This window comes from Flavobacterium olei (genome assembly GCF_039749035.1).
In the GTDB taxonomy this organism is placed as follows: Bacteria; Bacteroidota; Bacteroidia; order Flavobacteriales; family Flavobacteriaceae; genus Flavobacterium; species Flavobacterium olei.
Genome location: NZ_JBDKWC010000002.1, coordinates 827554 through 850694 on the forward strand (window position 1 = coordinate 827554; position 23141 = coordinate 850694).

The 23141-nt window shown below is 35.7% G+C and carries 19 protein-coding genes; 4 read left to right on the plus strand and 15 right to left on the minus strand.

The annotated features are described in order from the left end of the window. Positions 1 to 62 precede the first annotated feature (62 nt). The gene (locus ABEB31_RS07615; protein ID WP_347050737.1) at positions 63 to 1259 is read left to right on the plus strand and encodes a C40 family peptidase; all 1197 of its coding nucleotides are present in this window, start codon (positions 63 to 65) and stop codon (positions 1257 to 1259) included. On the opposite strand, the gene ABEB31_RS07620 is transcribed toward ABEB31_RS07615, so the two are convergent. The 4 genes from ABEB31_RS07620 to ABEB31_RS07635 form a co-directional block, all read right to left on the minus strand. Further along, positions 1256 to 1648, minus strand: coding sequence for a response regulator (locus ABEB31_RS07620; protein ID WP_347050738.1), 393 nt, complete (start codon positions 1646 to 1648; stop codon positions 1256 to 1258). The genes ABEB31_RS07615 and ABEB31_RS07620 overlap by 4 nt on opposite strands. Beyond that, positions 1638 to 3062, minus strand: a complete 1425-nt coding sequence (locus ABEB31_RS07625; protein ID WP_347050739.1) for a sensor histidine kinase — start codon at positions 3060 to 3062, stop codon at positions 1638 to 1640. The genes ABEB31_RS07620 and ABEB31_RS07625 overlap by 11 nt, the downstream gene beginning before the upstream one ends. Before the next feature lie 397 nt (positions 3063 to 3459). After that, a complete protein-coding gene (locus ABEB31_RS07630) occupies positions 3460 to 4218 on the minus strand; it encodes a methyltransferase domain-containing protein (protein WP_347050740.1) in 759 nt (252 codons plus the stop codon). A 14-nt stretch (positions 4219 to 4232) separates the two neighbouring features. Further along, positions 4233 to 4574, minus strand: a complete 342-nt coding sequence (locus ABEB31_RS07635; RefSeq protein ID WP_347050741.1) for a hypothetical protein — start codon at positions 4572 to 4574, stop codon at positions 4233 to 4235. Positions 4575 to 4874: 300 nt separating this feature from the next. On the opposite strand from ABEB31_RS07635, the gene ABEB31_RS07640 reads away from it, so the two are divergent. Further along, positions 4875 to 6287 (plus strand): APC family permease, encoded by a 1413-nt coding sequence (locus ABEB31_RS07640; protein WP_347050742.1) that lies wholly within the window; start codon positions 4875 to 4877, stop codon positions 6285 to 6287. 126 nt (positions 6288 to 6413) lie between these two features. Here ABEB31_RS07640 and ABEB31_RS07645 read toward each other — a convergent pair whose 3' ends face one another. From ABEB31_RS07645 to dinB, 6 genes are all read right to left on the minus strand, one after another. Next, entirely contained in the window at positions 6414 to 6878 is a 465-nt protein-coding gene (locus ABEB31_RS07645; RefSeq protein WP_347050743.1) for a DUF1810 domain-containing protein, read from the minus strand. 158 nt (positions 6879 to 7036) lie between these two features. Next, a complete protein-coding gene (locus ABEB31_RS07650; RefSeq protein WP_347050744.1) occupies positions 7037 to 7663 on the minus strand; it encodes an alpha-ketoglutarate-dependent dioxygenase AlkB family protein in 627 nt (208 codons plus the stop codon). Between the two features lie 8 nt (positions 7664 to 7671). Next, on the minus strand, positions 7672 to 8448 hold the full coding sequence (xth, locus tag ABEB31_RS07655; RefSeq protein ID WP_347050745.1) for an exodeoxyribonuclease III: 777 nt from the start codon (positions 8446 to 8448) through the stop codon (positions 7672 to 7674). A gap of 246 nt (positions 8449 to 8694) precedes the next feature. After that, a complete protein-coding gene (locus tag ABEB31_RS07660; RefSeq protein WP_347050746.1) occupies positions 8695 to 10074 on the minus strand; it encodes an exonuclease domain-containing protein in 1380 nt (459 codons plus the stop codon). 126 nt (positions 10075 to 10200) lie between these two features. Continuing rightward, positions 10201 to 13254 (minus strand): DNA polymerase III subunit alpha, encoded by a 3054-nt coding sequence (locus ABEB31_RS07665; RefSeq protein WP_347050747.1) that lies wholly within the window; start codon positions 13252 to 13254, stop codon positions 10201 to 10203. Then, entirely contained in the window at positions 13254 to 14435 is a 1182-nt protein-coding gene (dinB, locus tag ABEB31_RS07670) for a DNA polymerase IV (RefSeq protein ID WP_347050748.1), read from the minus strand. Before dinB ends, ABEB31_RS07665 begins: the two co-directional genes overlap by 1 nt. Positions 14436 to 14526: 91 nt before the next feature. Between dinB and ABEB31_RS07675 the strand changes: the two genes are divergently transcribed. After that, positions 14527 to 15300 carry an XRE family transcriptional regulator gene (locus ABEB31_RS07675; protein ID WP_347050749.1) on the plus strand — a complete coding sequence of 258 codons (774 nt, stop codon included), beginning with the start codon at positions 14527 to 14529 and terminating at the stop codon, positions 15298 to 15300. A 59-nt stretch (positions 15301 to 15359) separates the two neighbouring features. On the opposite strand, the gene ABEB31_RS07680 is transcribed toward ABEB31_RS07675, so the two are convergent. The 5 genes from ABEB31_RS07680 to kdpB all read right to left on the minus strand — a co-directional run bounded on the left by ABEB31_RS07680 (position 15360) and on the right by kdpB (position 22623). Then, positions 15360 to 17078, minus strand: coding sequence for a sensor histidine kinase (locus tag ABEB31_RS07680; RefSeq protein WP_347050750.1), 1719 nt, complete (start codon positions 17076 to 17078; stop codon positions 15360 to 15362). Positions 17079 to 17154: 76 nt separating this feature from the next. Then, a complete protein-coding gene (locus ABEB31_RS07685) occupies positions 17155 to 18279 on the minus strand; it encodes a sensor protein KdpD (RefSeq protein WP_347050751.1) in 1125 nt (374 codons plus the stop codon). Positions 18280 to 18359: 80 nt separating this feature from the next. Beyond that, entirely contained in the window at positions 18360 to 19436 is a 1077-nt protein-coding gene (locus ABEB31_RS07690) for a porin (RefSeq protein WP_347050752.1), read from the minus strand. Between the two features lie 435 nt (positions 19437 to 19871). Continuing rightward, on the minus strand, positions 19872 to 20423 hold the full coding sequence (locus ABEB31_RS07695; protein WP_347050753.1) for a K(+)-transporting ATPase subunit C: 552 nt from the start codon (positions 20421 to 20423) through the stop codon (positions 19872 to 19874). Positions 20424 to 20535: 112 nt separating this feature from the next. Beyond that, the gene (kdpB, locus tag ABEB31_RS07700) at positions 20536 to 22623 is read right to left on the minus strand and encodes a potassium-transporting ATPase subunit KdpB (RefSeq protein ID WP_347050754.1); all 2088 of its coding nucleotides are present in this window, start codon (positions 22621 to 22623) and stop codon (positions 20536 to 20538) included. 97 nt (positions 22624 to 22720) lie between these two features. Between kdpB and ABEB31_RS07705 the strand changes: the two genes are divergently transcribed. Further along, entirely contained in the window at positions 22721 to 23080 is a 360-nt protein-coding gene (locus ABEB31_RS07705; RefSeq protein ID WP_347050755.1) for a four helix bundle protein, read from the plus strand. The last annotated feature ends 61 nt before the right edge of the window (positions 23081 to 23141 follow it).

Genomic DNA, 23141 nt, shown 5'->3' on the forward strand with positions numbered 1-23141 from the left:
GTAACTTTTGAGTTTAATTATGTAACAAAACTTGGAAAATTAGAAAAATAAAAACTGAAGATATGAGTTTTAGAATAATTGTAGTATTGTTTTTTTTAAGCGTTGGAGCTTATGCGCAAGAGAATCTTATTAAGCACAAAATTTCATCAGGAGATAACCTTTATGTTCTTGCTAAAAAATACGGTGTCAAAGTGAAGGACATTACGGATGCCAACCCGGACGCCCCAAAAATCTTAAAATTAAATTCTATACTCTTAATTCCGAATAAAAATACAACAAAACTAAAAAGTAAAACTGCTGAAGTTGCCTCAACGTCTGGTAATTCGGGAATCCATGAAATAGAGCCTAAAGAAACACTTTGGGGAATATCAAAAAAATACAATGTCTCTGTCGAGGATTTAAAGAGTGCCAATCCCTTTCTAGAGACAGAAGGACTGCAAATAGGAAGACAAATTATTATTCCTGCTAATGTTGCTGCTGTTTCTTTTAATGAAAAACCAAAAGTAGCGGCAAAAGAAAAAGTAAACAAAAAAGAGGCAGGAGAAATAAGTTTGACTGAAAATGTTTCGACAGACGTAGAACTTTTCAGAGAAGTGAAAGCTAAGGAAACAAAATACGGTATTTCTAAAGAATATGGAATTACGGTCGCAGAACTGGAACGTCAAAATCCATCTATTAGAGGAAAAGTATCTGTTGGTTATCTTTTGAAAATCCGTGTTCCAAAAGAAAAAGCAGAAGCAATTCAGGCAGCCAATTCAATGCAGGAGTTCAATCAAAATATAGCATCTGCTTCTGTATCAAATTCAAATCAGATCGTTGAAAATTCTTCGGAAATAAAAAGAGACTCTACTTACATCAGAACAGGAAATTATTCTGAATTGGCAGAGCAGCTTATTGCAAATGCTACCGAAAATATCGGAATCAGATACCGCTCAGGCGGAACCACCAAAGCAGGTTTTGACTGTTCGGGTTTAATGATTAATACATTTAATAGTTTTGATATTAAATTACCAAGAAGTTCAATTGAACAATCACGTGTTGGAACAAAAGTAAATAGTGAAGAAGCTCAAAAAGGCGATTTAATTTTCTTTAGAACCAACGGACGACGCCATATTAACCATGTAGGAATGGTAGTTGATGTTGCAGATGGCGAAATTAAATTTGTTCATTCGTCGACTCATGGTGGCGTTATGATTTCTTCTACAAAAGAGCCTTACTATACAAGAGCTTTTTCTCAGGTCAACCGTATTTTAAACTAGTTTTTAAGAAAGGCATTTTTTAAGGTTTCCATAGAGAAGGGTTTGTTCCAAAAATCGGACACATATTTATTTTCTGTTGCTTTTTTAATTTCGTCACTATCCAATGTAGAAGAAAGGACAAAAATCTCAATTTTTTCCTTTGCCTCTTCGTCCAGTAATCGGGCAAATTCATCCAGAAACTCAAAACCGTCCATAACTGGCATCTGGATATCCAGAAGTATAATTAACGACTTATAGTTTGTGTTTTTTAAAAGCCAGTCAATGCCTTCCTTTCCATTATTGGCAATAAAAAGCGGATTTACATCAAGACCTTTTTTGAGTAATTTTTTAGTGACAAACTGATCAATTAAATTGTCTTCTATAATAATGAACTGAGATTTATATGGCATACGAATTTGGTATTGTTACAATAAATTTACTTCCGACTGTACTTTCTGAGATGACAGAAATATCTCCTTTAATATTTTCAACAGCCTCCTTTACAATGTAAAGACCCAGCCCGGATCCTTTGTTTTTATTTGTTCCAAAATACATGTCAAAAATACTGGATTTGTGCTGGTCTTGAATTCCAATTCCATTATCTTGAATTTCAATTTTGTTCAAGCCTTCGCTGAAATAAGTTTTAATACGAATGTACATTTCCTGTTTATTGCAATCTGAATATTTTATAGCATTTGAAATTAAATTATTGATGATAATTTTTAATCGAAGGCCGTCACTTTCAATTTGATCGACTAAAAGTTCTTGTGTAATTTTAATTCTGTTCGCATTTTCAATGTGCATTAATTGCGAAATAGCCTCATTGAATAATTGTTTTAAGCTTACTGGTTCCAGAATTATTTCTTTTCGTTTGTTTTTAGAATAATCAATAATGTCACTAATAAACTGATCTTGTCTTGCCAGACTTTGCTGCATCATTTCAAGGTAGTTTCTAACTTGATGTAAATCATCTTCCATGGATGTAATTTCAATAAGACCTTTTAAAGACGTTATAGGCGATCTTAAATCATGTGAGGCACTGTAAACAAAACGATCCAGTTCCCGATTAACAAGTATCAGATTTTCATTTTTAATTTCGGTTTCTTTCTTAGAAAGTACCAGTCTTTTTACCATAATTGAATAATAAAGACAAACACTACAGATTATAATTAATACGAAAATGACATTTGTTACAATAAGCAGATCTTTTATTTTTCGTGTGCCCTCGCCTAAAGTGTTCGCGAAATTACTTTCATTAACATTCAGTTGATCACTTAAAGAACTGATTTCACTCATAAATTGTTTTTGTTTTTCCGGCGTGAGAATATCACGTTTAATCTGCGCATTTATTTGCTGGCCAGTCATAAACAGATCTGAAATGAGTTTGTCGCCTTTTCCCCATTCATCAATTGCCTTTGATACAAAAGGGACATTTTTAAAATTGTCAAATAACCAAATGGCATCATCCAGATCATTTTCATGATTGCGGCCAATTAAAAAACCATCTCTTGCAATCTTATTGTCACCTGCTTTTAAAAGGGTAATTCGGGCAATTGCATCACCTTGTGTAACTTTAATTTCCTGAAGGAATAACTGCCACTGAATCGGATTTTTGGTATATAAATAGGAAATAAGATGTCTTGAAGCATCTTTTTGGGCTTTAGAATAGTGCGACTCACCGGTAACGTATGCTCTATTGGCCGATAATATCTTTATAGTAAAAATATTAATGCAGATTAATAAGGCGCAGGAAATGAATACTATTAAAATAAGTATGAAAACATTCGGAAAACGAAAGTTTCTTAGGGCTTTCAATCTAGACATAATCCTGAAATCAGTAGGTTAATAATTAAGTGTCTTTTTAAATTCTATTCTGCTGCAAGTGACTTTTGGGGAAAGTTTACCTGATAGAATTAAACATTTGTTAATCTTATTTAAAAGTGCGTAGCGCAATTTAACTACTTAATTTCAAATATAGTAAAATTTATCTTATACTATTAGTTAAAACATAATTGTGAAAATAAATTAGTTTAATGCTTTAAAATAATTGTTTTCAGTATTTTAGGTTTTAATCAATACTAATTTGCCACATTTTTATGAATCCAATTTGATGAAAATTTTACAAAATGTAAAACATTAAACGAAAATGATACGATCACTTTTTGTTTCAGAGTGATGTTTTGTTTAATGTGGTTTTAGAGATAAATGATAAAGAAATAAATTAGAATCTGGCGTAGAGTAGTAAGCGTCTAAAGGCATAGATAGAGGGAACACTAGGAAAATAATTATTTATTCTTTTCTTAAATTCGCTGGATAGTTCTTCAAATTGGTCTGTACTAAGTCGTTCCTGATAAACCGTTAATGCAGAGCCGGAAATAAATTCAAAGAAGTCATCTTTTGTGCTGGAAATTAGCGGATATACTTTTTCGTAGATTACCAAATCTCTTCCGCCATTTTCAAAAAGGATTTTTGCATATTCATCCAAATTTAATACAGGAGAAGGGCGGGTCCAATTTTTTAGATAGTTGGCAAAAGGCTGTTCCTGAACTAATGTGTAAAGAATCTTATTCAGAATGTTTTCATTTTGCTGCGGCATCTGAACAGCCAATTGTCCGCCTGAATTGATGCTTGAAATAATTTTAGGAAAAAGTTCATTATGATTATCAATCCACTGCAATGCAGCATTTGAGAAAATCAAGTCGTATTTAATTTCTTCCTTAACTATTTCTGAAATAGATTTTTGTTTAAATTCAAGGTTTTCTTGTGCGGGTGCTTTCGCCAGCATTTCAGCAGAATTATCGACACCCACAACAATTGGATTGGTGAGTTTATCGTACAATTTTTTGGTAAGTTCGCCGGTTCCACAGCCCAGATCGATAACTTTGAGATTCGGTTTATCTATAATATGATTTGTAAGATCTTCGAAAGGCTTAAAACGCTCTACTTTAAACTCATTATATTTTTTCGGATCCCAGGTCATCTTGATTAATTATGTTAACGATTTAAGATCAATGGAAAAGCATGGCCCATTTGTGTAAAAGTTCCGTTAATAATCTCATCTTTACCGAGAACTCCTTCGTACTCAATTTTTAAACTCTCAACAGTAAATTTTAGAGTTGAATTTTCGAATGAAGTGGTAGTGACGGGAATTCCAAATGCTTTCTGGTCCGGGCTGTCTAAAGTTGCACTTAAAACATTATCTGCTTTACTTATATGCAAAACAAGATTAAGTTCTGCACCGGGTACTTTTAGAATTCCTTTCCAGTCGCCCGAAATATCTTGGGAAAATGCAGTTAACGAAGCAAAAAAGAATAATAATAAAACGATTTTTTTCATGGTATTTTGTTTTTGGTTTGTGAGATAAATCTACATATATTTTTTTGATTTTGGTAGAATAAAATTATTCTTTCTTGCTCTAAAATCAGATATTCAAAATTTAGATATTCTAAAAAAGCAAGGTGTTTTTTCTTTAATAGCCAACCGGCAGTTATCGTAAACTCTTGGATGTACTAAAATAAATTGATTCTGATTAACAAAATATCTGCTTAACTCTGTTTTTAGTTAAATTGGATTTTAGAATTTGAAGTTTAGGATTTCAGAAAAAAGTATATCTTTAAGCAACCTAAACCAATACAAATGCAAGAGAATAATCAGGAAAATTTTAAAAGAGAACTCGGACTCTTAGACGGAACTATGCTTGTAGTAGGTTCTATGATCGGATCCGGGATATTTATTGTCAGTGCAGACATCGCCAGACAGGTCGGTTCTGCAGGATGGCTTACATTAATCTGGCTTTTGTCGGGATTAATTACCATTATTGCTGCTGTTAGTTATGGCGAATTAAGCGCGATGTTTCCAAAAGCAGGAGGACAATATGTTTATTTAAAAGAAGCTTATAATAAGTTGATTGCTTTCTTGTACGGTTGGAGTTTCTTTGCCGTCATACAAACGGGAACAATTGCCGCTGTTGGAGTAGCTTTTTCAAAATTTGCGGCTTATTTATATGAACCTTTAAGTGATGAAAATATTCTATACGAGTTAGGTTTTTTTAAACTCAATGCCGCACAGCTCGTTTCTATTTTTACAATTATTATACTGACTTTGATTAATAGTCGAGGTGTTAAAAACGGAAAAATTCTGCAAACGGTTTTAACAATTATTAAAATTTTATCATTATTGGGATTAATCGTTTTCGGATTAACGCTTGCCGCGAAAGCTTCTGTTTGGGATGCAAACTGGGCTGACGGATGGAGTACCCGTACATTTGACAAAGAAAGTGGATCTTGGCTGCCCATTAGCGGAACTGCTTTGATTTCCGGAATTTCAGCTGCAATGGTCGGATCTTTATTTTCCAGTGATGCGTGGAATGGTGTAACTTTTATAGCAGGGGAAATTAAAAACCCAAAGAAAAATGTTGGATTAAGCTTGTTTTTGGGAACTTTTATAGTAACGATTATTTATGTTTTAACCAACATTATGTATTTGGCGGTAATCCCGTTTGATGAAATTGCAACTTCAAAACTGGATCGGGTTGCAGTTGTCGCTTCTGACTATATTTTCGGAAACATTGGTGCTTTGATTATTGCAATTATGATCATGATCTCAACTTTTGCCTGCAACAACGGACTTATTATGGCAGGGGCGAGGGTATATTATACAATGGCCAAAGATGGTTTGTTCTTTAAAAAAGCAGCCGTACTCAATCCCTCAGGTGTTCCTGCATGGGCACTTTGGGCGCAGTGCATTTGGGCATCGGCTTTGTGCCTTACCGGAAAATATGGAGATTTATTAGACTTTGTAATTATCATCGTTTTGATTTTTTATATTTTAACCATTTACGGAATTTTTATTTTAAGAAGAAAAATGCCCGATATCGAAAGACCTTACAAAGCATTTGGATATCCTTTTTTACCGATGCTTTATATTATTATTGCATCCGCTATATGTATATCATTATTACTGACAAAGTTCTCAACCTGCGGTTGGGGAGTTCTTATTATGGTTGCAGGAATTCCAGTATATTACCTGACAAAACCGAAAGACAACTAAACTTGATTTCATTAAATAAAAAAAAGCGTTTTGTATACAAAACGCTTTTTTTTATGAATTGATTTGAGACAAAAAAAAAGCACTTCAGTTAAAAAGTGCTTTCAGATGTAATAATCCCTACTTTTGTTAAGCCACAACAGCTTCATCTGTAGACGATATTATAGTTGAATTAATAATTGATACTGTAATCGGATCTTTTTCTCCAGAGAAGAAAGCATCGAGAATTTCCTGAAATATCGGATTAGCATTTTCTGTCATAGAAAACAGCGTCATACAAGAACGAAGTTTTCGGGCGTCTAAATCTCCGAAAATCCCATCTGCTGATTTTCTTTTAAATGTCAAAAGCAATTCAGAGATTTCTATTAAATGTTTTCCTAAAATAGGATGTTCCAAATAATCGGTAGCTTCTTTTAAATCATTTATGGCATAAAGAATGGCTGTATCACTTTGTCCCAAACCTTTTATTTGTGGAAAAATGAACCACATCCAGTGTGTTTCTTTTTTTCCTTTACTGATTTCAGAAAGCGCGGTAAGATAAAGTTTGTTCTGTGCATCTAAAAAACGCGATAGATCATTGTTGGAATAAGCCATTATGGTATTGTATTAAAAAAGGTTGCAAAAATAGTAAAAAAGATAGGTCTTGCCTAATAAAACGTTCATACAGTGTATGTTTTAACTTTTGGAGCAAGGAATATCTTACGTCAATTTGAATGAAAAAACAGTTATTTACTGATTCAATTCTATAAAAATCAAAGAATTCGATTGGTTCTTCTAAAGGTAAGATTGATCCTTGGCAAAACATCGCGTGCTGTTTTTGGTACTTGATGCTGCCAATAGCTATTAGTCGTTCCTGCCATTAACAAAAACGAACCATGATGCAGCGGAATCTCCACCTGAGGAATTTCTTTACTGTATTTATGACGAAGTCGGAACATTCTTGTTTCTCCAAATGTTACAGAAGCAATAATCGGATTAGGTCCTGTATTATGTTCTTTATCACTGTGCCAGCCTACACCATCATTACCGTCACGGTATAAATTTAGCAAAACAGTATTAAAATCAAGTTGGGTTTCTTTTTCAACGCGGCCGCGGATTTTTAATAATTCATAAGTCCAGTCAGGCCCTTTTGGATCTGCGCCGGGATTATCTTTATCCTCATACCAGGCAATCATTCTGGGAACGGTATACGTTTTATCATAAATTTCCATTTGATGTTCTCTCCATTTGGTTTTACGGAGCAGTCTTTCATAAAAAACATCTGATTCTTCTTTTGTAAAAAAATTATCAATCAAAATCAATTCAGAATCAGGAATGTCAAATATTTTTTTGCCTCCCAAACCGGCAGTAAATAATTCGGTGTCTTGAAATAATGTCATGATTTTATTTATTTTTTGTCAATTTCAATCCATACAGGAGCGTGATCACTGGTCTTTTCCCAGCCACGTACGTGACGTTCGACGCCGCCAGATTTTAGTTTTTTAGCTAATTGCGGACTCAGTAAAAAATGATCAATTCGAAGTCCTGCATCTCTTTGATAAGCATTTCTGAAATAATCCCAGAACGTATAAATTTTCTGGTCCGGATATAATTTTCTAATGGCATCTGTCCATCCTTGCGAAACGATATCTTTAAAAGCTTTTCTCACTTCGGGTCTAAAAAGTGCATCGTTTACCCATTTTTCGGGTTTATAAACATCGAGTTCTGTTGGCATTACATTAAAATCGCCAACCAAAACCACCGGCACTTTTAAATTTAATAATGTTTCAGCCCGATGCGCCAGACGATCAAACCATTTTAGTTTGTATTCCAATTTTGGTCCGGGTGCCGGATTTCCGTTCGGAAGATATAAACAGGCAACTACAATTCCGCCAATCAAAGCTTCAACATACCGGCTTTGCACATCTTCTTCGTCTCCGGGAAGCACACGGGTTATTTCTTCAATTTCCATATTTTTTGCCAGTATGGCAACGCCATTCCATTGTTTTTGTCCGTGCCAGATGGCATTGTAACCTGCATCATTAATGGCCTTAATCGGAAATTTATCCTGAGGAGCTTTTAATTCCTGAAGACAGACAATATCGGGTTTTGCTTCTTCCAGCCATTGTAATAAAACATTTAATCGTCCGTTGACTCCGTTTACGTTATAGGTCGCTATTTTCATAGTAGATTTTATTAGTTGTCATTACCGCTTTACCAAATTTTCACACATAGTCACGACACTTTTCTAAAGTTTTTTGAAATATAAAAGCGTTTTTCACATATTTAATTCCTGTCATCTGTTATGTGATAATCAGTTTATTTATTATGTATTTTGTATAAATTAATCTTTGCGTCTATGTGTTAAAAATGTTACGATATTAAATTTACAGCTTTAAAATATTTTTTTTTCTAAATAAAATCACAATTATTATCTTAGAAAGTGTTTGTTAAAGAACACTTTACCCGGATATTTTTCAGCGTAAGCAAAAATTAGCTGCTCAATATATTGATTGCTTTTGTAAAGTGTCACATAACTTTTAACCTCTTCAGGATCATTAATCGCAACATCTCGCGGAATATAGCCCATTCCGTGAAAACGACCATTTTCGATCCAGATACAGCTTCTTTCGTCTGCCGATCTGCCTTTGTCAATAATTGCAAAAGTGGGTCTGTTGTTCAATAAAAAATCAATGGCATGGTCAACTTGTTCGTTATGAAGTAAGGCATCCGGAAGCTCTTTTACTTCGGGAGTATAAAAAAACTCGCCTTCTTCGGGTTTTGAATATTTGCAAAAACGATGGTCAATTTCAAATTGCTCTGCCAGACTTCGCAATAAATTAATGCCGGCATGAAGACTGTTGAATTCGTGAATACAGATTTGAAACTTACTTACTTTGCCTATTGCCAGATATTTGTATCCATTTCTGGCCTCGTATTGATAAATTCCGAATTTACCTTCAAAACGTTTTAAAGCTCTGTTATAAGTTGGCCAGAGTTTTTTGATTTCGGTACATTCCAACAGTAACGCCATTAATTCGGTAGCACAGACTTCAAATGAAATGCCGTGAATATCCCTTAAAAAATGCTGACGTTGCGGTTTGATATTGTTTCCTGTGAAATGGGAGGTAACACGTTTTTTTAAATTAATTGCCTTCCCGACATAAATTACTTTCTTCGCCTGATTGTAGAAATAATATACGCCTGGTTTTTCCGGCAAGGCATTAAAATCTTCTGGCGGAAGGTTGGGTGGTAAGCGTTGATCCGGCGCTGTTTTTTTAATCATTTTATCGATTACGCCTTCATCATCCCATTCGCGTAAAAGCGAAAATAATTGAGCAGTGGCATCGGCGTCTCCTCCCGCGCGATGTCTGTTTTCCAGACCAATATTTAAAGAATTGCAAAGATTTCCTAAGCTGTAAGAACCCAATCCAGGTTTGATTTTTCTGGCAGCACGAACGGTGCATAGTTTTCTGGCTGTCCATTTAAATCCTGCCTGTTCCAATTGATGACGAACAAATGAATAATCGAAATTGACATTATGTGCCACGAAAATACGATCTGTCAGCATTTCAAGGACTTTCTCAGAAATATCATCGAAAATCGGTGCGTGAGCTACCATTTCGTTATTAATTCCGGTAAGGCCAAAAATAGCAGGCGGAATATCTTTCTCGGGATTTACAAGCGTTTCGTAACGGTCGAGTACAGTGGTTCCGTCGTGAATAATAATCGCGATTTCTGTAATGCGGCTGTGGCTGGCATTTCCGCCTGTGGTCTCGATATCTACTATGGCATATTCCTGCTTCTTCATTTTGATATAACGTAAAATGTTCTGTTTCTGTTATTTAATTTTCTGTGGTATTTAAACAGATGAATTGACTTTCTTTAAAGTACAAAAAAATGATGTGTCTGTGTGTTAAATGATTATCTTCATTTTTTAAAATTTCATTCGGTGTCTCGGCATGTTAATTTCATGTTCCTGCGGATACGGTTTTCTATTGGTCATGCTCACATCTTCCTTAATCTGACCTTGCGTTTTGTATTGATCTTTAGCATCCATATATCGCGGATCCGGAATAAAAGGCATTTTTGCCATTTTAGTGATTGTAATAGTGGGAAAATGATAATCGACTTCGACATTTCCTAATAAAAGGTAACAGCCGCCACCCTTAAAAGGATATTCTTCCAGACAATCTGGAAAATGTGCCGTATCAAAATAAGTACCTTCATGATCAATCCAGGTTCCAAAATACATGGCGCCTCTTTTGGTCGGAACGTGTTTTCTCGAAATTAAATAAGCCAGCATTTTCACTTGTTTTTTATGATATTGTACCAGGTCTTTTGCCATAACATCGCCACGGTATTTAGTCTGGAGAATATCAAAAACGGTACAGGAAACCGGAAAACTCAGTAATTCAATTTCATCAAAAGCATCTTCAAAAACAGAGCGTTCTAAAACTGGAAGCGTAAATTCTTTAGCCGGTTCCTGTAATAATTTTAAGTTTCTGTTCTCGGGTTTATAATTGTTTAAAAGCAGGCTGGCTACAACCAAAAGCTGGTTTTTGGTTTTTCCGGTAAAACGAAAAGCACCAATAAAAATCAGGATTTTAATACCTTCAATTCCAATCGGGATGCGGTTAATAAAATCTTCCAAAGAAAGATAGTCGCCGTTTTCTTCTCTTTCAGATTCAATTAAAAAAGCAATTTTAGATTCCAGGCTTTGCAGATGCATAAAACCCAAGTAAATATCAGTACCGTACAAAGTCGTTTGATATTCACTTTTATTTACACAAGGATTATGAACCCTTCCTCCGGACATACGTGCTTCGTGTACATAAACTTCGGTTCTGTAAAAACCGCCCTGATTGTTGATGACCGCTGTCATAAATTCCACAGGATAATACACTTTTAGATACAAACTCTGGTAACTTTCAACAGCATAAGAAGCCGAGTGCGCCTTGCAGAAAGAATATCCGGCAAAAGACTCGATCTGGCGGTAAATTTCCTGACTCAAAGTTTCAGGATGTCCTTTTTGGGCGCAACAGGCAAAGAAATTATCTTTTACTCTCTGTAAGGCTTCTTTAGAACGGCCTTTTCCAGACATGGCCCGACGCAGAATATCGCCGTCTGCAGCCGGAAGTCCGCCATAATGTTGCGCGATTTTAATAACGTCTTCCTGATAAACCATAATCCCGTATGTTTCACCAAGCTGCTCCTTAAAAACTTCATGAAAATATTCAAACTGAGTAGGATAATTATGTCTGAAAATATACTCTTTCATCATTCCGGATTGTGCTACACCGGGACGAATAATAGACGAAGCCGCCACCAGAACTTTATAATTATCACAATTTAAGCGGCGTAACAGGCCTCGCATGGCTGGACTTTCGATATAAAAACAGCCAATCGTGTTTCCTTTTGCCAAATGAGCATTGCATAAAGCCTCATCTTTAGAAATCGAAGTATCGCGGATATCCACCTTTATGCCACGGTTCTTTTGAATCAGTTTGACACTGTCATCAATATGTCCGATACCGCGCTGGCTTAGGATATCAAATTTGTCAAAACCAATATCCTCGGCAATATGCATATCAAAAAGTACGATAGGAAAACCTTTTGGAGGCATTTCGAGTGGAGTATAATTAGTCAGCGGTTCTTCAGAAATAAGAATTCCGCAAGCGTGCATACTGCGTTGGTTCGGATATTTTTGCATCATATGCCCATATTCCTGCACCAGTTTTACAATCTTATTTGTGGGATGAAGTTCCTCGGGGTTTTTAGCAAGTACATCCAGTTCTTCTTTTGGAAGACCAAAAACTTTTCCCACTTCCCTAAAAATAGAACGGTATTTAAATTCGACATTCGTACCGCAAAACGCAACATGATTTTTACCATATTTTGCAAAGATGTATTCTAAAATAACATTCCGTTCCTGCCAGCTCCAGTCGATATCAAAATCGGGCGGACTTTTTCTGTTGAGGTTTAAGAAACGTTCAAAATACAAATCAAGTTCAATAGGGCAGATATCTGTAATTCCGAGGCAATAGGCTATAATGCTGTTGGCACCGCTTCCGCGCCCGATGTGCATAAAACCCTGACTATTGCTGTATTGAATAATATCCCAGGTAATTAAAAAATAACCGCTGAATTTTAATTCATCAATAACTTTTAATTCTTTTTCTACACGTTTTTTGGCGATTATATTTTCTTTTCCGTAACGCCATTCAAAACCCTGCATTGCCAATTCGGTAAGCATTTTGATATCTTCCTCACGGCTTTCGGTAAAGAATTGTTTGTTTCTTTTAATTGAAAAAGCATATTTAAAATTACAAGCATCAATAATCTTTTGTGTGTTGAGAATGATCTCAGGATATTTTTCATAAAAAGGCAACAATGATTCTGTCGGAACCATATAATCTGAAGTTTTACAAAAATCAGATTCGGTAAGTCTGGACAAAATAATATTGGTGTCAATGGCACGCAGTACTTTATGCAGATTGTATTCTTTTTTTTCTGAAAAGGTAACAGGCTGTAATACCACCATTTTGGTGATTTTATTTTTATGTTTTGAAGTCAATAAACCTGAAACTTCTTCGGGACGAACACCAATAAATTCATTTTCATGAAGTACTTCCGGAGCATTTTCTAAGGTATAAATTATAAAAACCGATTCGAATTCTGGAGCAGAAAAGGGCAGAGGTTCTCCGCTGAAATTATATTCGGTTAAAAAGCGGTTCATTTCGCCCAGGCCTTCTGCATTTTTTGCCAGACCAATATATCGCAGTTGATGATTATATCGAAATTCCATTCCAACCAAAGGTTTGATGTCTTTTTCGCCACACATTTTTATAAAATCATAAATTCCCGTTACGGTATTAATGTCCGTAAGTGCCATTGCTTTTATACCGCACAAAACCGCCTGCTTAACAAGTTTGTCAAGCGGAATTGTGCCGTAACGCAGAGAATGATAAGAATGGCAATTGAGGTACATTATTTTATACGTTTTAAAATTTCATCTTTAGTATTTGGTTTAAAAGAAGCTCCTGCACAGCGCATTACAGCATCAAATCCGTAACGGCTTTTCATTTTATCCATAGCAGCATACAGCGCCAGCATTTCCTGGGTATCTTCAAAAAGATCAATTTGATAAGTGCCGCGAACTAATCCGCTAAAGCGAACACCAATTAAACGCAGACGCATACGACGCTGATAAAGTTTCTCAAAAAGTTCCATGACATTTTTGGTTAAAACATGATCTGCAGAAGTATATTGTACCCGGCATTGTTTGGTTTCGGTATCAAAATTGGCGTAGCGAATTTTGACTGTAACCGTCGAGGTAAGCCATTCTTCTGAACGAAGCTGAAAAGCCAGTTTTTCGACCATTCCTAAAAGCACTCTTTTTAATTTGGCAATATCAATAGTGTCCTGAGAAAATGTGTGTTCGGTCGAGATTGATTTTCTTTCGCTGTAAGCTTCTACCGGCGTATGGTCGATTCCATTGGCTTTTTTCCAGATATCCAGACCATTTTTCCCGATCATCTGTTGTAAAACTTCAGCCGGCATTTCTGCTAAAGTCTGAATTTTGCGAACACCGATTCGCGACAAAAGCTGAAAAGTCACCGTTCCTACCATTGGAATTTTCTGAATCGAAAGCGGATTTAAAAACCCTTGAACTTTATGTTCAGGAATTTCAAGGTTTCCTACCGGTTTACCTTCGCCGGTTGCGATTTTAGAAACGGTTTTATTTACAGAAAGTGCAAAACTAATGGGAAGTCCGGTTTCTTTAATTACTTTTTGTGCCAGTTCATCCGTCCATTTATAACTTCCGTGAAAGCGGTCCATTCCGGTAATGTCCATATAAAATTCATCGACACTTGCTTTTTCCAGAACAGGTGCTTGTTCCTGAAGAATTTCGGTAACATCATGCGATAATCGGGAATACAATTCCATGTCACCCTTCATTATTTTGGCCTGCGGACAAAGTTTCATCGCCATGGCAATTGGCATGGCAGAACGCACTCCAAATTTGCGGGCTTCATACGAACAAGAAGCCACAACACCGCGCTCGCCTCCGCCTATAATCAGCGGAATACCATTGAGTTCAGAGTTGGTGCGTCTTTCGCAGGATACAAAAAAAGTATCCAGATCCATATGTACAATTGCCCTTGCCATTTTCCTTTTTTTGTTTTGGTATGGAACAAAATTAGTACAGGTGGTAACATTTTTTTGTATATTTGCTGTTCCAAATTATAACAAATTTATTATGTCCTTATTTTCAGACAACATCAGAGCGTTAAGGGTTAAGCATAAAATATCACAAGAAAAATTAGCTCAAAACCTTAGTATTACAAGAGGAAGATACGTGAAATACGAAGATGGAACTTCGGAAGCACCGTATGATATCTTAAAGAAAATTGCCTTGTATTTTCATATGAGTATCGACTTGATATTATCGGTCGATATTCGTAAAATTGATGTGCAAAATTTGATAAGACTAGAAGGCAACCGACTTATTTTACCGATACAAGTGGATAGTTTTGGAGAAAATTTTATCGAAATTGTATCTCAAAAAGCAAAAGCAGGTTACCTAAACGGATATGCCGATCCCGAATATATTGAGAGTCTGCAGCAAATTTCGCTTCCATTTTTAGGTCCGGGAAAACACCGCGGATTTCCTGTTGAAGGAGATTCAATGCCTCCGCACGAAGACGGTTCGATTATTATTGGCCGTTATGTGGAAAGACTGGGTGAGGTAATGGATGGAAAAACGTATATCCTGATTACCAAAAATGAAGGAATGGTCTATAAACGTCTCAATAAAAACAAAAAGAATGCTTTGGTGTTAGAATCAGACAATAGTTTCTATCCGAATTATGAAGTGAAAGCTTCTGATATTTTGGAGATTTGGGAATACGAATGCAACATCGGCCGGTCAGACAAAAAACAAGAACTGAACGAAACAGAAACCATGAAAGATTTACTTTTGGAATTGAAAAGAGAAGTTAGGGAGATTAAGAATAATACTTCGAATGCGTAATTTTTTTTGCCACGAATCACGAATTATTTAACCAAAATTCGTGAATTCAGGCGAAAAATTCACACCTTCAACGCAAACCAAAACGTACTCCCCAATCCCAAATTACTTTCAACTCCAACACTTCCGTTTTGGGCTTCGATAAATTCTTTACTGATTGCTAAACCTAAACCCGTTCCTGATTTTGGACTGCCCGGAATCTGGAAGTATTTATCAAAAACTTTGTCTTTATATCTCGGTTCAATTCCTTTTCCGGTATCAATAACCTGAAAAACGGTTTGATTGTTTTCCTCTTTTAATTTAATGAGAATCGTACTTTTTTCAGACGAATACCGAATCGCATTCGATAAATAATTAATTAAAACCCAGCCTGTTTTTTCACTGTCGGCTTTTACATCTTTCAGGTTTTCATCAGCATCGATGATTAACTGAATCTGTTTCTGATCTGCCTGGACTTTTACCGCTTCAACGGCGTAATTTACAATCGCATACGGATTACTTTTCTCAATATTCAATTGGATATTTCCCGTTTCAAGTTGTGATAAATTCAATAATTCACCTGTAATTTTCAGCAAACGCTGACTATCATCTTTTATACTTTCTACCAATTGTTTCTGGTCGTCATTCATATCGCCGGTTTTGGCATTTTCGAGCAATTGTAAACTCAGTTTTATAGAAGCGATCGGCGTTTTTAATTCATGCGAAACGGTAGCGATAAAATTTGTTTTGGCAAAATCCAGTTCTTTAAAAAGCGTAATATTTCGAAGAATAATTACATCTCCAATATTGATTTCTTTTTCTTCACCTGTCGGCGTTATGGTAATGTTGACAGTTTCTTTTTCAAAATAACTTTCTTTGGCATTAGCAAAAATTTTCAGAGGCTGTTTCTTTGAATTTTCATCAGTTTCTTTCAAAATCAAAGAACGAATCAAATCATTTGCAGTGGCTAGGTCAGCAGCGTTTTTCCCTGTCACATCTTCTGATTTTAAACCAATAATTTTCAGTGCTTCATCATTGGCAAACAAAACAACTCCGTCATTGTCCAAACCAATAATCGGATCATTCATATTATTAATTAAAGTCTCCAGTCGTTTTTTCTCAAAAAGAAGTTTATAGACATTGCTGTCATGATATTCTTCCAGCTTTTGTGCCATCGTATTAAACGATTTGGCCAGATCTCCAAATTCGCTGTGACTCGTAAAATGTACACGTTCCGAATAATTTTTATTGGCAATTTCTTTAATACTCCACGTTAATTCACGAATAGGATTAGCAATATTATTCGGCAAATTGACAAGTAAATTAAACGCAATTAAAAAACATAAACTTCCAACGATGGCGATAGAAAGATTGGCAGTTTCGGCAGAATGTTTAGCAATGTCGCTCTTTTGTTTGATGGCGTCGAGATTGAGCTTCATAATAGCAAAAATGTCCTGACGAATCTGTGTTTTTATTTTTTCATCTGAACTGTTTTTTTCTAAAAGCGCAAAACTGGATTTCAATTTTTCTGTTGCCTGCTTTTCGCCGGGTTCGGTTATGTTTAAAGTTTGTTTTTTAAGATTTTCTTCAAAATTCAAAATTGTTTCTTTTGAATCTGATTTAATTTCATCTAAAGCAAAAATCATATTGCGTGAATATTCCAGCGTATTATAATTCGATTTCAGAATATTCTCTGTATCCTCTTTGATCAAAAAAACAGAATAAGCGCTAACCAGCGAAAGAATGATAATCATCAAAAATAATAATCCGACACCCAGATTCAATTTGGTTTTAATTCTCATAAATAAATTTGTGTAAAATGTTATTTGTAAAATGTGAAATGAATCATCTGACTTTTCACTTTTTACATTTTACCAATTAGGATAATATAACAAGATCAACGTTTGATAAAGACAGTTTGTTTAGCAGACGCCTGAAAATTGTTGTAGACAAAATTACTTTAAATAAATTCAAATGTGGCTTTCCAATACAGACAGTTGTAATTTGTTTTTCTTCAACGGTTGTCAGAATCGCATTGGCAATATTTTCGTTTTCTAATTTTATCACTTCGGCACCCAATTGCACCGCGAGTTTAAAATTATTAATTAGATGGCGTTGTTTATCGAGTGCGATTCTCGTACTGCTTTCCTTTGGGGTTTCCACATACAAAACATACCAGATTCCGTTATAGTAACTTGCCAGGCGGGCAGTTTTTCTAATTACAATTTTGGCAGTTTTGTCGTTACTGCTAATGCATGCCAATAATTTTTCATGTTTTAAGGCATTAATTTGTGGAACTTCATTTTCTACTTTCCGAACAACCTGACTTGCCACTTCTTTCAAAGCTAATTCTCTCAATTGCAGAATTTGTTCCGATTTAAAAAAGTTAGCCAACGCCGTCTGAATCTTATCGGCAGTGTAAATTTTTCCTTCTTTCAAACGCGCAATCAAATCTTCCGATGTCAAATCGATATTTACCACTTCATCTGCAATTCGAAGTACATTATCCGGAATTCTTTCCTGCACATCAATTCCGGTAATGCGTTTTACGTCTTCGTTTAAGCTTTCAATATGTTGAATATTCACAGCTGAAATCACATTAATTCCCGCTTCGAGAATCTCGAGAACATCCTGCCAACGTTTTTCGTTTTTGCTTCCTTCAATATTGGTATGTGCCAGTTCATCGACAATTACGACTTCGGGGCGCAGATTGATAATGGCCTGAACGTCGAGTTCTTCAAGTTCTTTCCCTTTATAAAAAATTGTCCGCCTCGGAATAATCGGCAGACCGGTTAATAATTCATGCGTTTCTTTTCGGCGATGCGTTTCGATATAGCCGATTTTTACATCAATTCCGTTTTTCAATAACGAATGCGCTTCCTGAAGCATACGGAAAGTCTTTCCCACACCGGCGCTCATCCCAATGTAGATTTTAAATTTTCCCTTTCGTGATTTCTGAATCAAATCGAGAAAGTGCTTTGCGTTATTATTTTTCTGTTCCATAAAAATTGCTTTATGCTATAAGCAGTAAGCTTTAAGCAATTTGACTTTTTAGCCTATTGCTTAAAGCTTATAGCCTAAAGCTAAAATGAAATCGCCAATGATGTTGTTACAAATGTATTTGAGTCTGTTGGCTGATTGTTTTTTGTGAAAATTTCATCTCTGCCCGAAAGGTTTCTGGCTTCGACTCTAAACATCACATTATCAGAAACTAAGTAATCAAAGTTAGCTGAAAATCCGTAAGTTTTAAATCCGTTTGGAGTTTCTGTCGCGATGATAACACCTTTTTCGTCGCTGTAATATTCACCGCGCGCTGCAAGCTGAATCTTATCTGTCGGCTTGTATTGTAAAACCAAAATTGGCGAAAACCAGGTATCGTATTTATTACTGTCTTTAGCCGATTGCTGAGAACCAATATCAAAACCAGCCGTTAGATTTGTTTTTTCGCTAAGCTTAAATTGTCCATAAAAATCATTAAAATAACGCCATTTTTTTTCAATATCAGGTTGCTCATTTCCAGCATACGTACTCCAATTTAAAGTAACATTTTCAGATGGTTTATACGTAACCTGTGTCCCAAAAGCCGGAGTCTGGTTGCCTTCTATTTTCTGAATTCTCTGCCAGCCGTTTAAATACATTGCTGCCAAATACCATTTTCCGGATTCAGAGGTATAACCAATTTTTACGCCTGTTTCATAATAAGGTGAATTTTCGGCAAGAATACTTCGCGTTAGCGTTGCACAATCTTTTCCAATCGCGCTTTCAAAACCAATATGCGAAGGCATAATTCCGGCGTCAATCCATAAATTATGGGTTTTCGAAATCTTTACACCAACATTGGCTTCATAAATATTTTTCAATAAATCCTGTTCGGCAGACATATTATATTCGGCATAAGTTCCCGCCATCAAAGCAAAATTTCCGCGAATGTTTTCTTTAGAATAATTCACTTTTGCCATTCCGAGGTTGAGGTTAACTTCATTACTTTTATTATAATTGTAAAAAAATCCCGGACGTGTATGATTTTCAGGTTTTGCGAAATCATAACTGTAATAAACATCAACATATCCCGAAAACGTAAACGGACTTTTAGTTTCTTCTTGTGCGTGTAAATTGCTAAAACCGAAAGCGATTAAAGCAGTAAGTATTATTTTTTTCATATGTCATTGCGAGGAACGAAGCAATCTCATCCTCTTAATTAAATTAATATTTAGTAGATTTTTTAGGAGCTAATCCCGCTATCCGCTACAATCTTTTTGTGCCGAACCCCGGCACAAAAAGGATTTTCGCTACTATCGGGGCTAGGGCATTTGGGATAAAAAAGGCGTTCTCGTTCCTGCAAGATTTCCAAAACCTTGTAGGTATTAATTTTAAATTTTTAGATGTTCAAAGTTCGATTTGTCATCCCGAGGAACGAGGGATCTCCGCAAGAAGCTCCACACAGTAATTCGCCAATCTTTGTCGAGTTACTTGCGGAGATCCCTCGTTCCTCGGGATGACAAACGAAGAGTTACTATTTGATTATTAGCTTTTCGTAGAATTGATACCTACAAGGTTTTGAAAACCTTGCAGGAAACCTTAGAACTAGTATCTTTTTAGCGAAGCTGATCAAGCGCAATATTCAACTCCAAAACATTAACAGTTTCAGGCCCAACAACTGCAGTATTAATTTTAGATTCCACCAAAGCTTTTACTTTACTTTCATCCAATTTTCGTTCTTTAGCAACACGTTTCACCTGAATCAAAGCACCTTGCGGAGAAATATTCGGATCTAAACCACTTCCAGAAGCCGTTACCATATCAGCCGGAATTTCAGATTTTTTCAAATATGGATGTACTAATAATAAGGTATCAATTCTTTTCTGAACCAAAGCCAGATAATCAGCGTTGCCCGGACCTTTATTACTTCCAGCACTTCCCGCCGCATTGTAATCAACAGCCGAAGGTCTTCCCCAGAAATAATTCGATTTATCGAACTTCTGTCCGATTTTTTGATAACCAACGACTTTTCCGTTGACAGAAATCGTTTCCCCTTTTCCTTGATTTGGAGCCAATTGCGCAATTCCGTAAATAGATAAGGGATAAATAACCGCAAACAGAATTAAAGTCACTACGGTAAGTTTTAGTATAGAAAATATGTTTTTCATTTTTTGTTTATGTAAAATGTTAGAAGTGAAATGTTAGATGTAAAAAGTGATTTGTAAATTGTTGTCTGTGTTTTTTGAGTTCGTCATTTTACATTTTACAAATCACATTTCACTAAATAAAAAGCGCTACAAGTAAATCAATCAATTTTATTCCGATAAAAGGAACAATTAATCCACCAAGTCCATAAATCAAAAGATTACGTTTTAAAATAGCACTTGCCCCAATCGGACGATATTCTACGCCTTTCAGCGCAAGCGGAATTAAAATCGGAATGATAATCGCATTAAAAATCACGGCCGATAAAATCGCACTCTCCGGACTGTGTAGATGCATAATATTCAAACCTTGCAATGCCGGAATCGCAGTAATGAAAAGTGCCGGAACAATAGCAAAATATTTGGCAACGTCATTCGCGATAGAGAAAGTCGTTAACGTTCCTCGAGTCATTAAAAGTTGTTTTCCAATTTCAACAATCTCAATAAGTTTTGTTGGATCATTATCCAGATCGACCATATTTCCAGCTTCTTTGGCTGCTTGTGTTCCGCTGTTCATAGCCACGCCAACATTCGCCTGAGCAAGGGCAGGAGCATCATTTGTTCCGTCACCCATCATGGCAACAAGACGTCCTTCTGCCTGTTCTTTTCGGATGTAATTCATTTTGTCTTCCGGTTTTGCTTCAGCAATAAAATCATCGACTCCGGCTTTTTCAGCAATAAATTTGGCAGTTAATGGATTATCTCCCGTCACCATAACCGTTTTAATTCCCATTCGGCGCAAGCGCTCAAAACGTTCTTTCATTCCGGTTTTAATGATGTCCTGCAATTCAATAACTCCTTGAATCTGATTGTTTTTAAGGACAACCAAAGGCGTGCCTCCGTTAGACGAAATGGTAATGACTTGTTGCGCTGTATCTTCAGGAAAATGATTTCCGGCTTGTTCTGCAATTTTCTTTGCAGCGTCTTGCGCACCTTTTCGAATATTGGTTCCGTCTTTTAAAATCACACCCGAAGTTCTGGTTTCAGCAGTAAATTTGATGGTTTGTGAAATGTTTTCTATAAAATGTGAAATGTCTGATTCCATTTTACTATTCACTTCTAACATCTTACTAAGTTCCAAAATACTTTTTCCTTCTGGTGTATCATCAGTAAGCGAACTCAAAACGGCAGATTTTACAAAATCATCAAAAGCAATTCCTTTTGTCGGATAAAAATTGGTTGCTTTTCGGTTTCCAATTGTGATAGTTCCGGTTTTGTCTAAAAGTAAAACATCAATATCTCCGGCAGTTTCAACCGCTTTACCAGATTTTGTAATTACATTGGCACGCAAAGCTCTGTCCATTCCAGCAATTCCGATAGCAGAAAGTAATCCGCCGATTGTTGTTGGAATCAAACAAACAAAAAGCGAGATAAAAGCCGCAATTGTAATCGGCGCATTTGCATAATCGGCAAACGGTTTCAATGTCACGCAGACAATTATAAATATTAAGGTAAAAGCAGCTAAAAGAATAGTCAATGCAATTTCGTTTGGCGTTTTCTGACGGCTTGCACCTTCCACCAAAGCAATCATTTTATCCAAAAAGCTTTCTCCAGGTTCTGAGGTTACTTTTACTTTGATTTTATCAGATAGCACTTTTGTTCCTCCTGTTACAGAAGATTTATCTCCGCCCGCTTCGCGAATCACTGGAGCACTTTCTCCGGTAATGGCACTTTCATCAATTGTGGCAATTCCTTCAATAATTTCACCGTCGGCAGCAATTAAATCGCCGGCTTCACAAATGAAAATATCGTCTTTTTTTAATTGTGAAGATGAAATATGTAAAATGTGAAATGTATCGGGCTGACCTTTTACATTTGACTTTTCACTTTTCACCAATTTTGCGGGAGTCTCTTCACGGGTTTTTCTTAAACTGTCGGCTTGTGCTTTTCCTCTGGCTTCTGCAATAGCTTCGGCGAAATTGGCAAACAAAAGGGTTGCAAGTAAGATTAAGAAAACAATTAAATTGTAAATGAAACTGCCCTGATCGTTTGCGCCCATCAATATGGAAACACAAACAGCAAACATAATTGCAGTTCCTATTTCTACGGTAAACATTACCGGATTTTTGATCATCATTTTTGGATTCAGCTTTACAAAAGACTGCAATAAAGCTTCTTTTACCTGCTGACTTTCAAACAATGATGTGGATTTATTAGTTGTCATTTTTTCTTTATGTAAAATGTTGTTTGTAAAATGTTGTTTGTAAAATGTAAAATGGTAAATGTGAAAATTCTTACTTTTGTAAAAAAATACTAGAAGAATGAAACCACACAAAAATTTGAATTCTTGGATTAAAAGTTTTGAATTTGTTAAAGAGATTTATTTAATCACGAGACAATTTCCTCCGGAGGAAAAATTTGGAATCACATCCCAAATCAGAAGAGCTTCAGTTTCTGTACCTGTAAACATAGCTGAGGGAGCAGCAAGAAAAGGAACAAAAGAATTCATCCATTTTTTGCATATTTCACTAGGTTCTCTATCAGAACTTGATACTTTAATCTTATTAAGCAAAGAGTTAGATTTTCTTAATGAAAAAGAATCTGAGCAATTGATTGAAAAATTAGATGTCATAGGAAAACTTATTTATGGATTAATTAAAAGTCTTGAAAACCGCTTGTAACTTTAGTATTAGATGTAAAATGTTAGATGTAGAATTTTTGGGTTTTTTACTTTTCACATCT

Excerpts from the sequence above, each read along its gene's own strand:
- ABEB31_RS07650 (WP_347050744.1), bottom strand. The coding sequence starts at position 7,663 with ATGACATTATTTCAAGACACCGAATTATTTACTGCCGGTTTGGGAGGC.
- kdpB (WP_347050754.1), bottom strand. The coding sequence starts at position 22,623 with ATGACAACTAATAAATCCACATCATTGTTTGAAAGTCAGCAGGTAAAA.
- ABEB31_RS07680 (WP_347050750.1), bottom strand. The coding sequence starts at position 17,078 with ATGAGAATTAAAACCAAATTGAATCTGGGTGTCGGATTATTATTTTTG.
- ABEB31_RS07685 (WP_347050751.1), bottom strand. The coding sequence starts at position 18,279 with ATGGAACAGAAAAATAATAACGCAAAGCACTTTCTCGATTTGATTCAG.
- ABEB31_RS07675 (WP_347050749.1), top strand. The coding sequence starts at position 14,527 with ATGTCCTTATTTTCAGACAACATCAGAGCGTTAAGGGTTAAGCATAAA.
- dinB (WP_347050748.1), bottom strand. The coding sequence starts at position 14,435 with ATGGCAAGGGCAATTGTACATATGGATCTGGATACTTTTTTTGTATCC.
- ABEB31_RS07665 (WP_347050747.1), bottom strand. The coding sequence starts at position 13,254 with ATGTACCTCAATTGCCATTCTTATCATTCTCTGCGTTACGGCACAATT.
- ABEB31_RS07695 (WP_347050753.1), bottom strand. The coding sequence starts at position 20,423 with ATGAAAAACATATTTTCTATACTAAAACTTACCGTAGTGACTTTAATT.
- ABEB31_RS07705 (WP_347050755.1), top strand. The coding sequence starts at position 22,721 with ATGAAACCACACAAAAATTTGAATTCTTGGATTAAAAGTTTTGAATTT.
- ABEB31_RS07645 (WP_347050743.1), bottom strand. The coding sequence starts at position 6,878 with ATGGCTTATTCCAACAATGATCTATCGCGTTTTTTAGATGCACAGAAC.
- ABEB31_RS07620 (WP_347050738.1), bottom strand. The coding sequence starts at position 1,648 with ATGCCATATAAATCTCAGTTCATTATTATAGAAGACAATTTAATTGAT.
- ABEB31_RS07690 (WP_347050752.1), bottom strand. The coding sequence starts at position 19,436 with ATGAAAAAAATAATACTTACTGCTTTAATCGCTTTCGGTTTTAGCAAT.
- ABEB31_RS07640 (WP_347050742.1), top strand. The coding sequence starts at position 4,875 with ATGCAAGAGAATAATCAGGAAAATTTTAAAAGAGAACTCGGACTCTTA.
- ABEB31_RS07630 (WP_347050740.1), bottom strand. The coding sequence starts at position 4,218 with ATGACCTGGGATCCGAAAAAATATAATGAGTTTAAAGTAGAGCGTTTT.
- ABEB31_RS07615 (WP_347050737.1), top strand. The coding sequence starts at position 63 with ATGAGTTTTAGAATAATTGTAGTATTGTTTTTTTTAAGCGTTGGAGCT.
- ABEB31_RS07625 (WP_347050739.1), bottom strand. The coding sequence starts at position 3,062 with ATGTCTAGATTGAAAGCCCTAAGAAACTTTCGTTTTCCGAATGTTTTC.
- ABEB31_RS07660 (WP_347050746.1), bottom strand. The coding sequence starts at position 10,074 with ATGAAGAAGCAGGAATATGCCATAGTAGATATCGAGACCACAGGCGGA.
- xth (WP_347050745.1), bottom strand. The coding sequence starts at position 8,448 with ATGAAAATAGCGACCTATAACGTAAACGGAGTCAACGGACGATTAAAT.
- ABEB31_RS07635 (WP_347050741.1), bottom strand. The coding sequence starts at position 4,574 with ATGAAAAAAATCGTTTTATTATTATTCTTTTTTGCTTCGTTAACTGCA.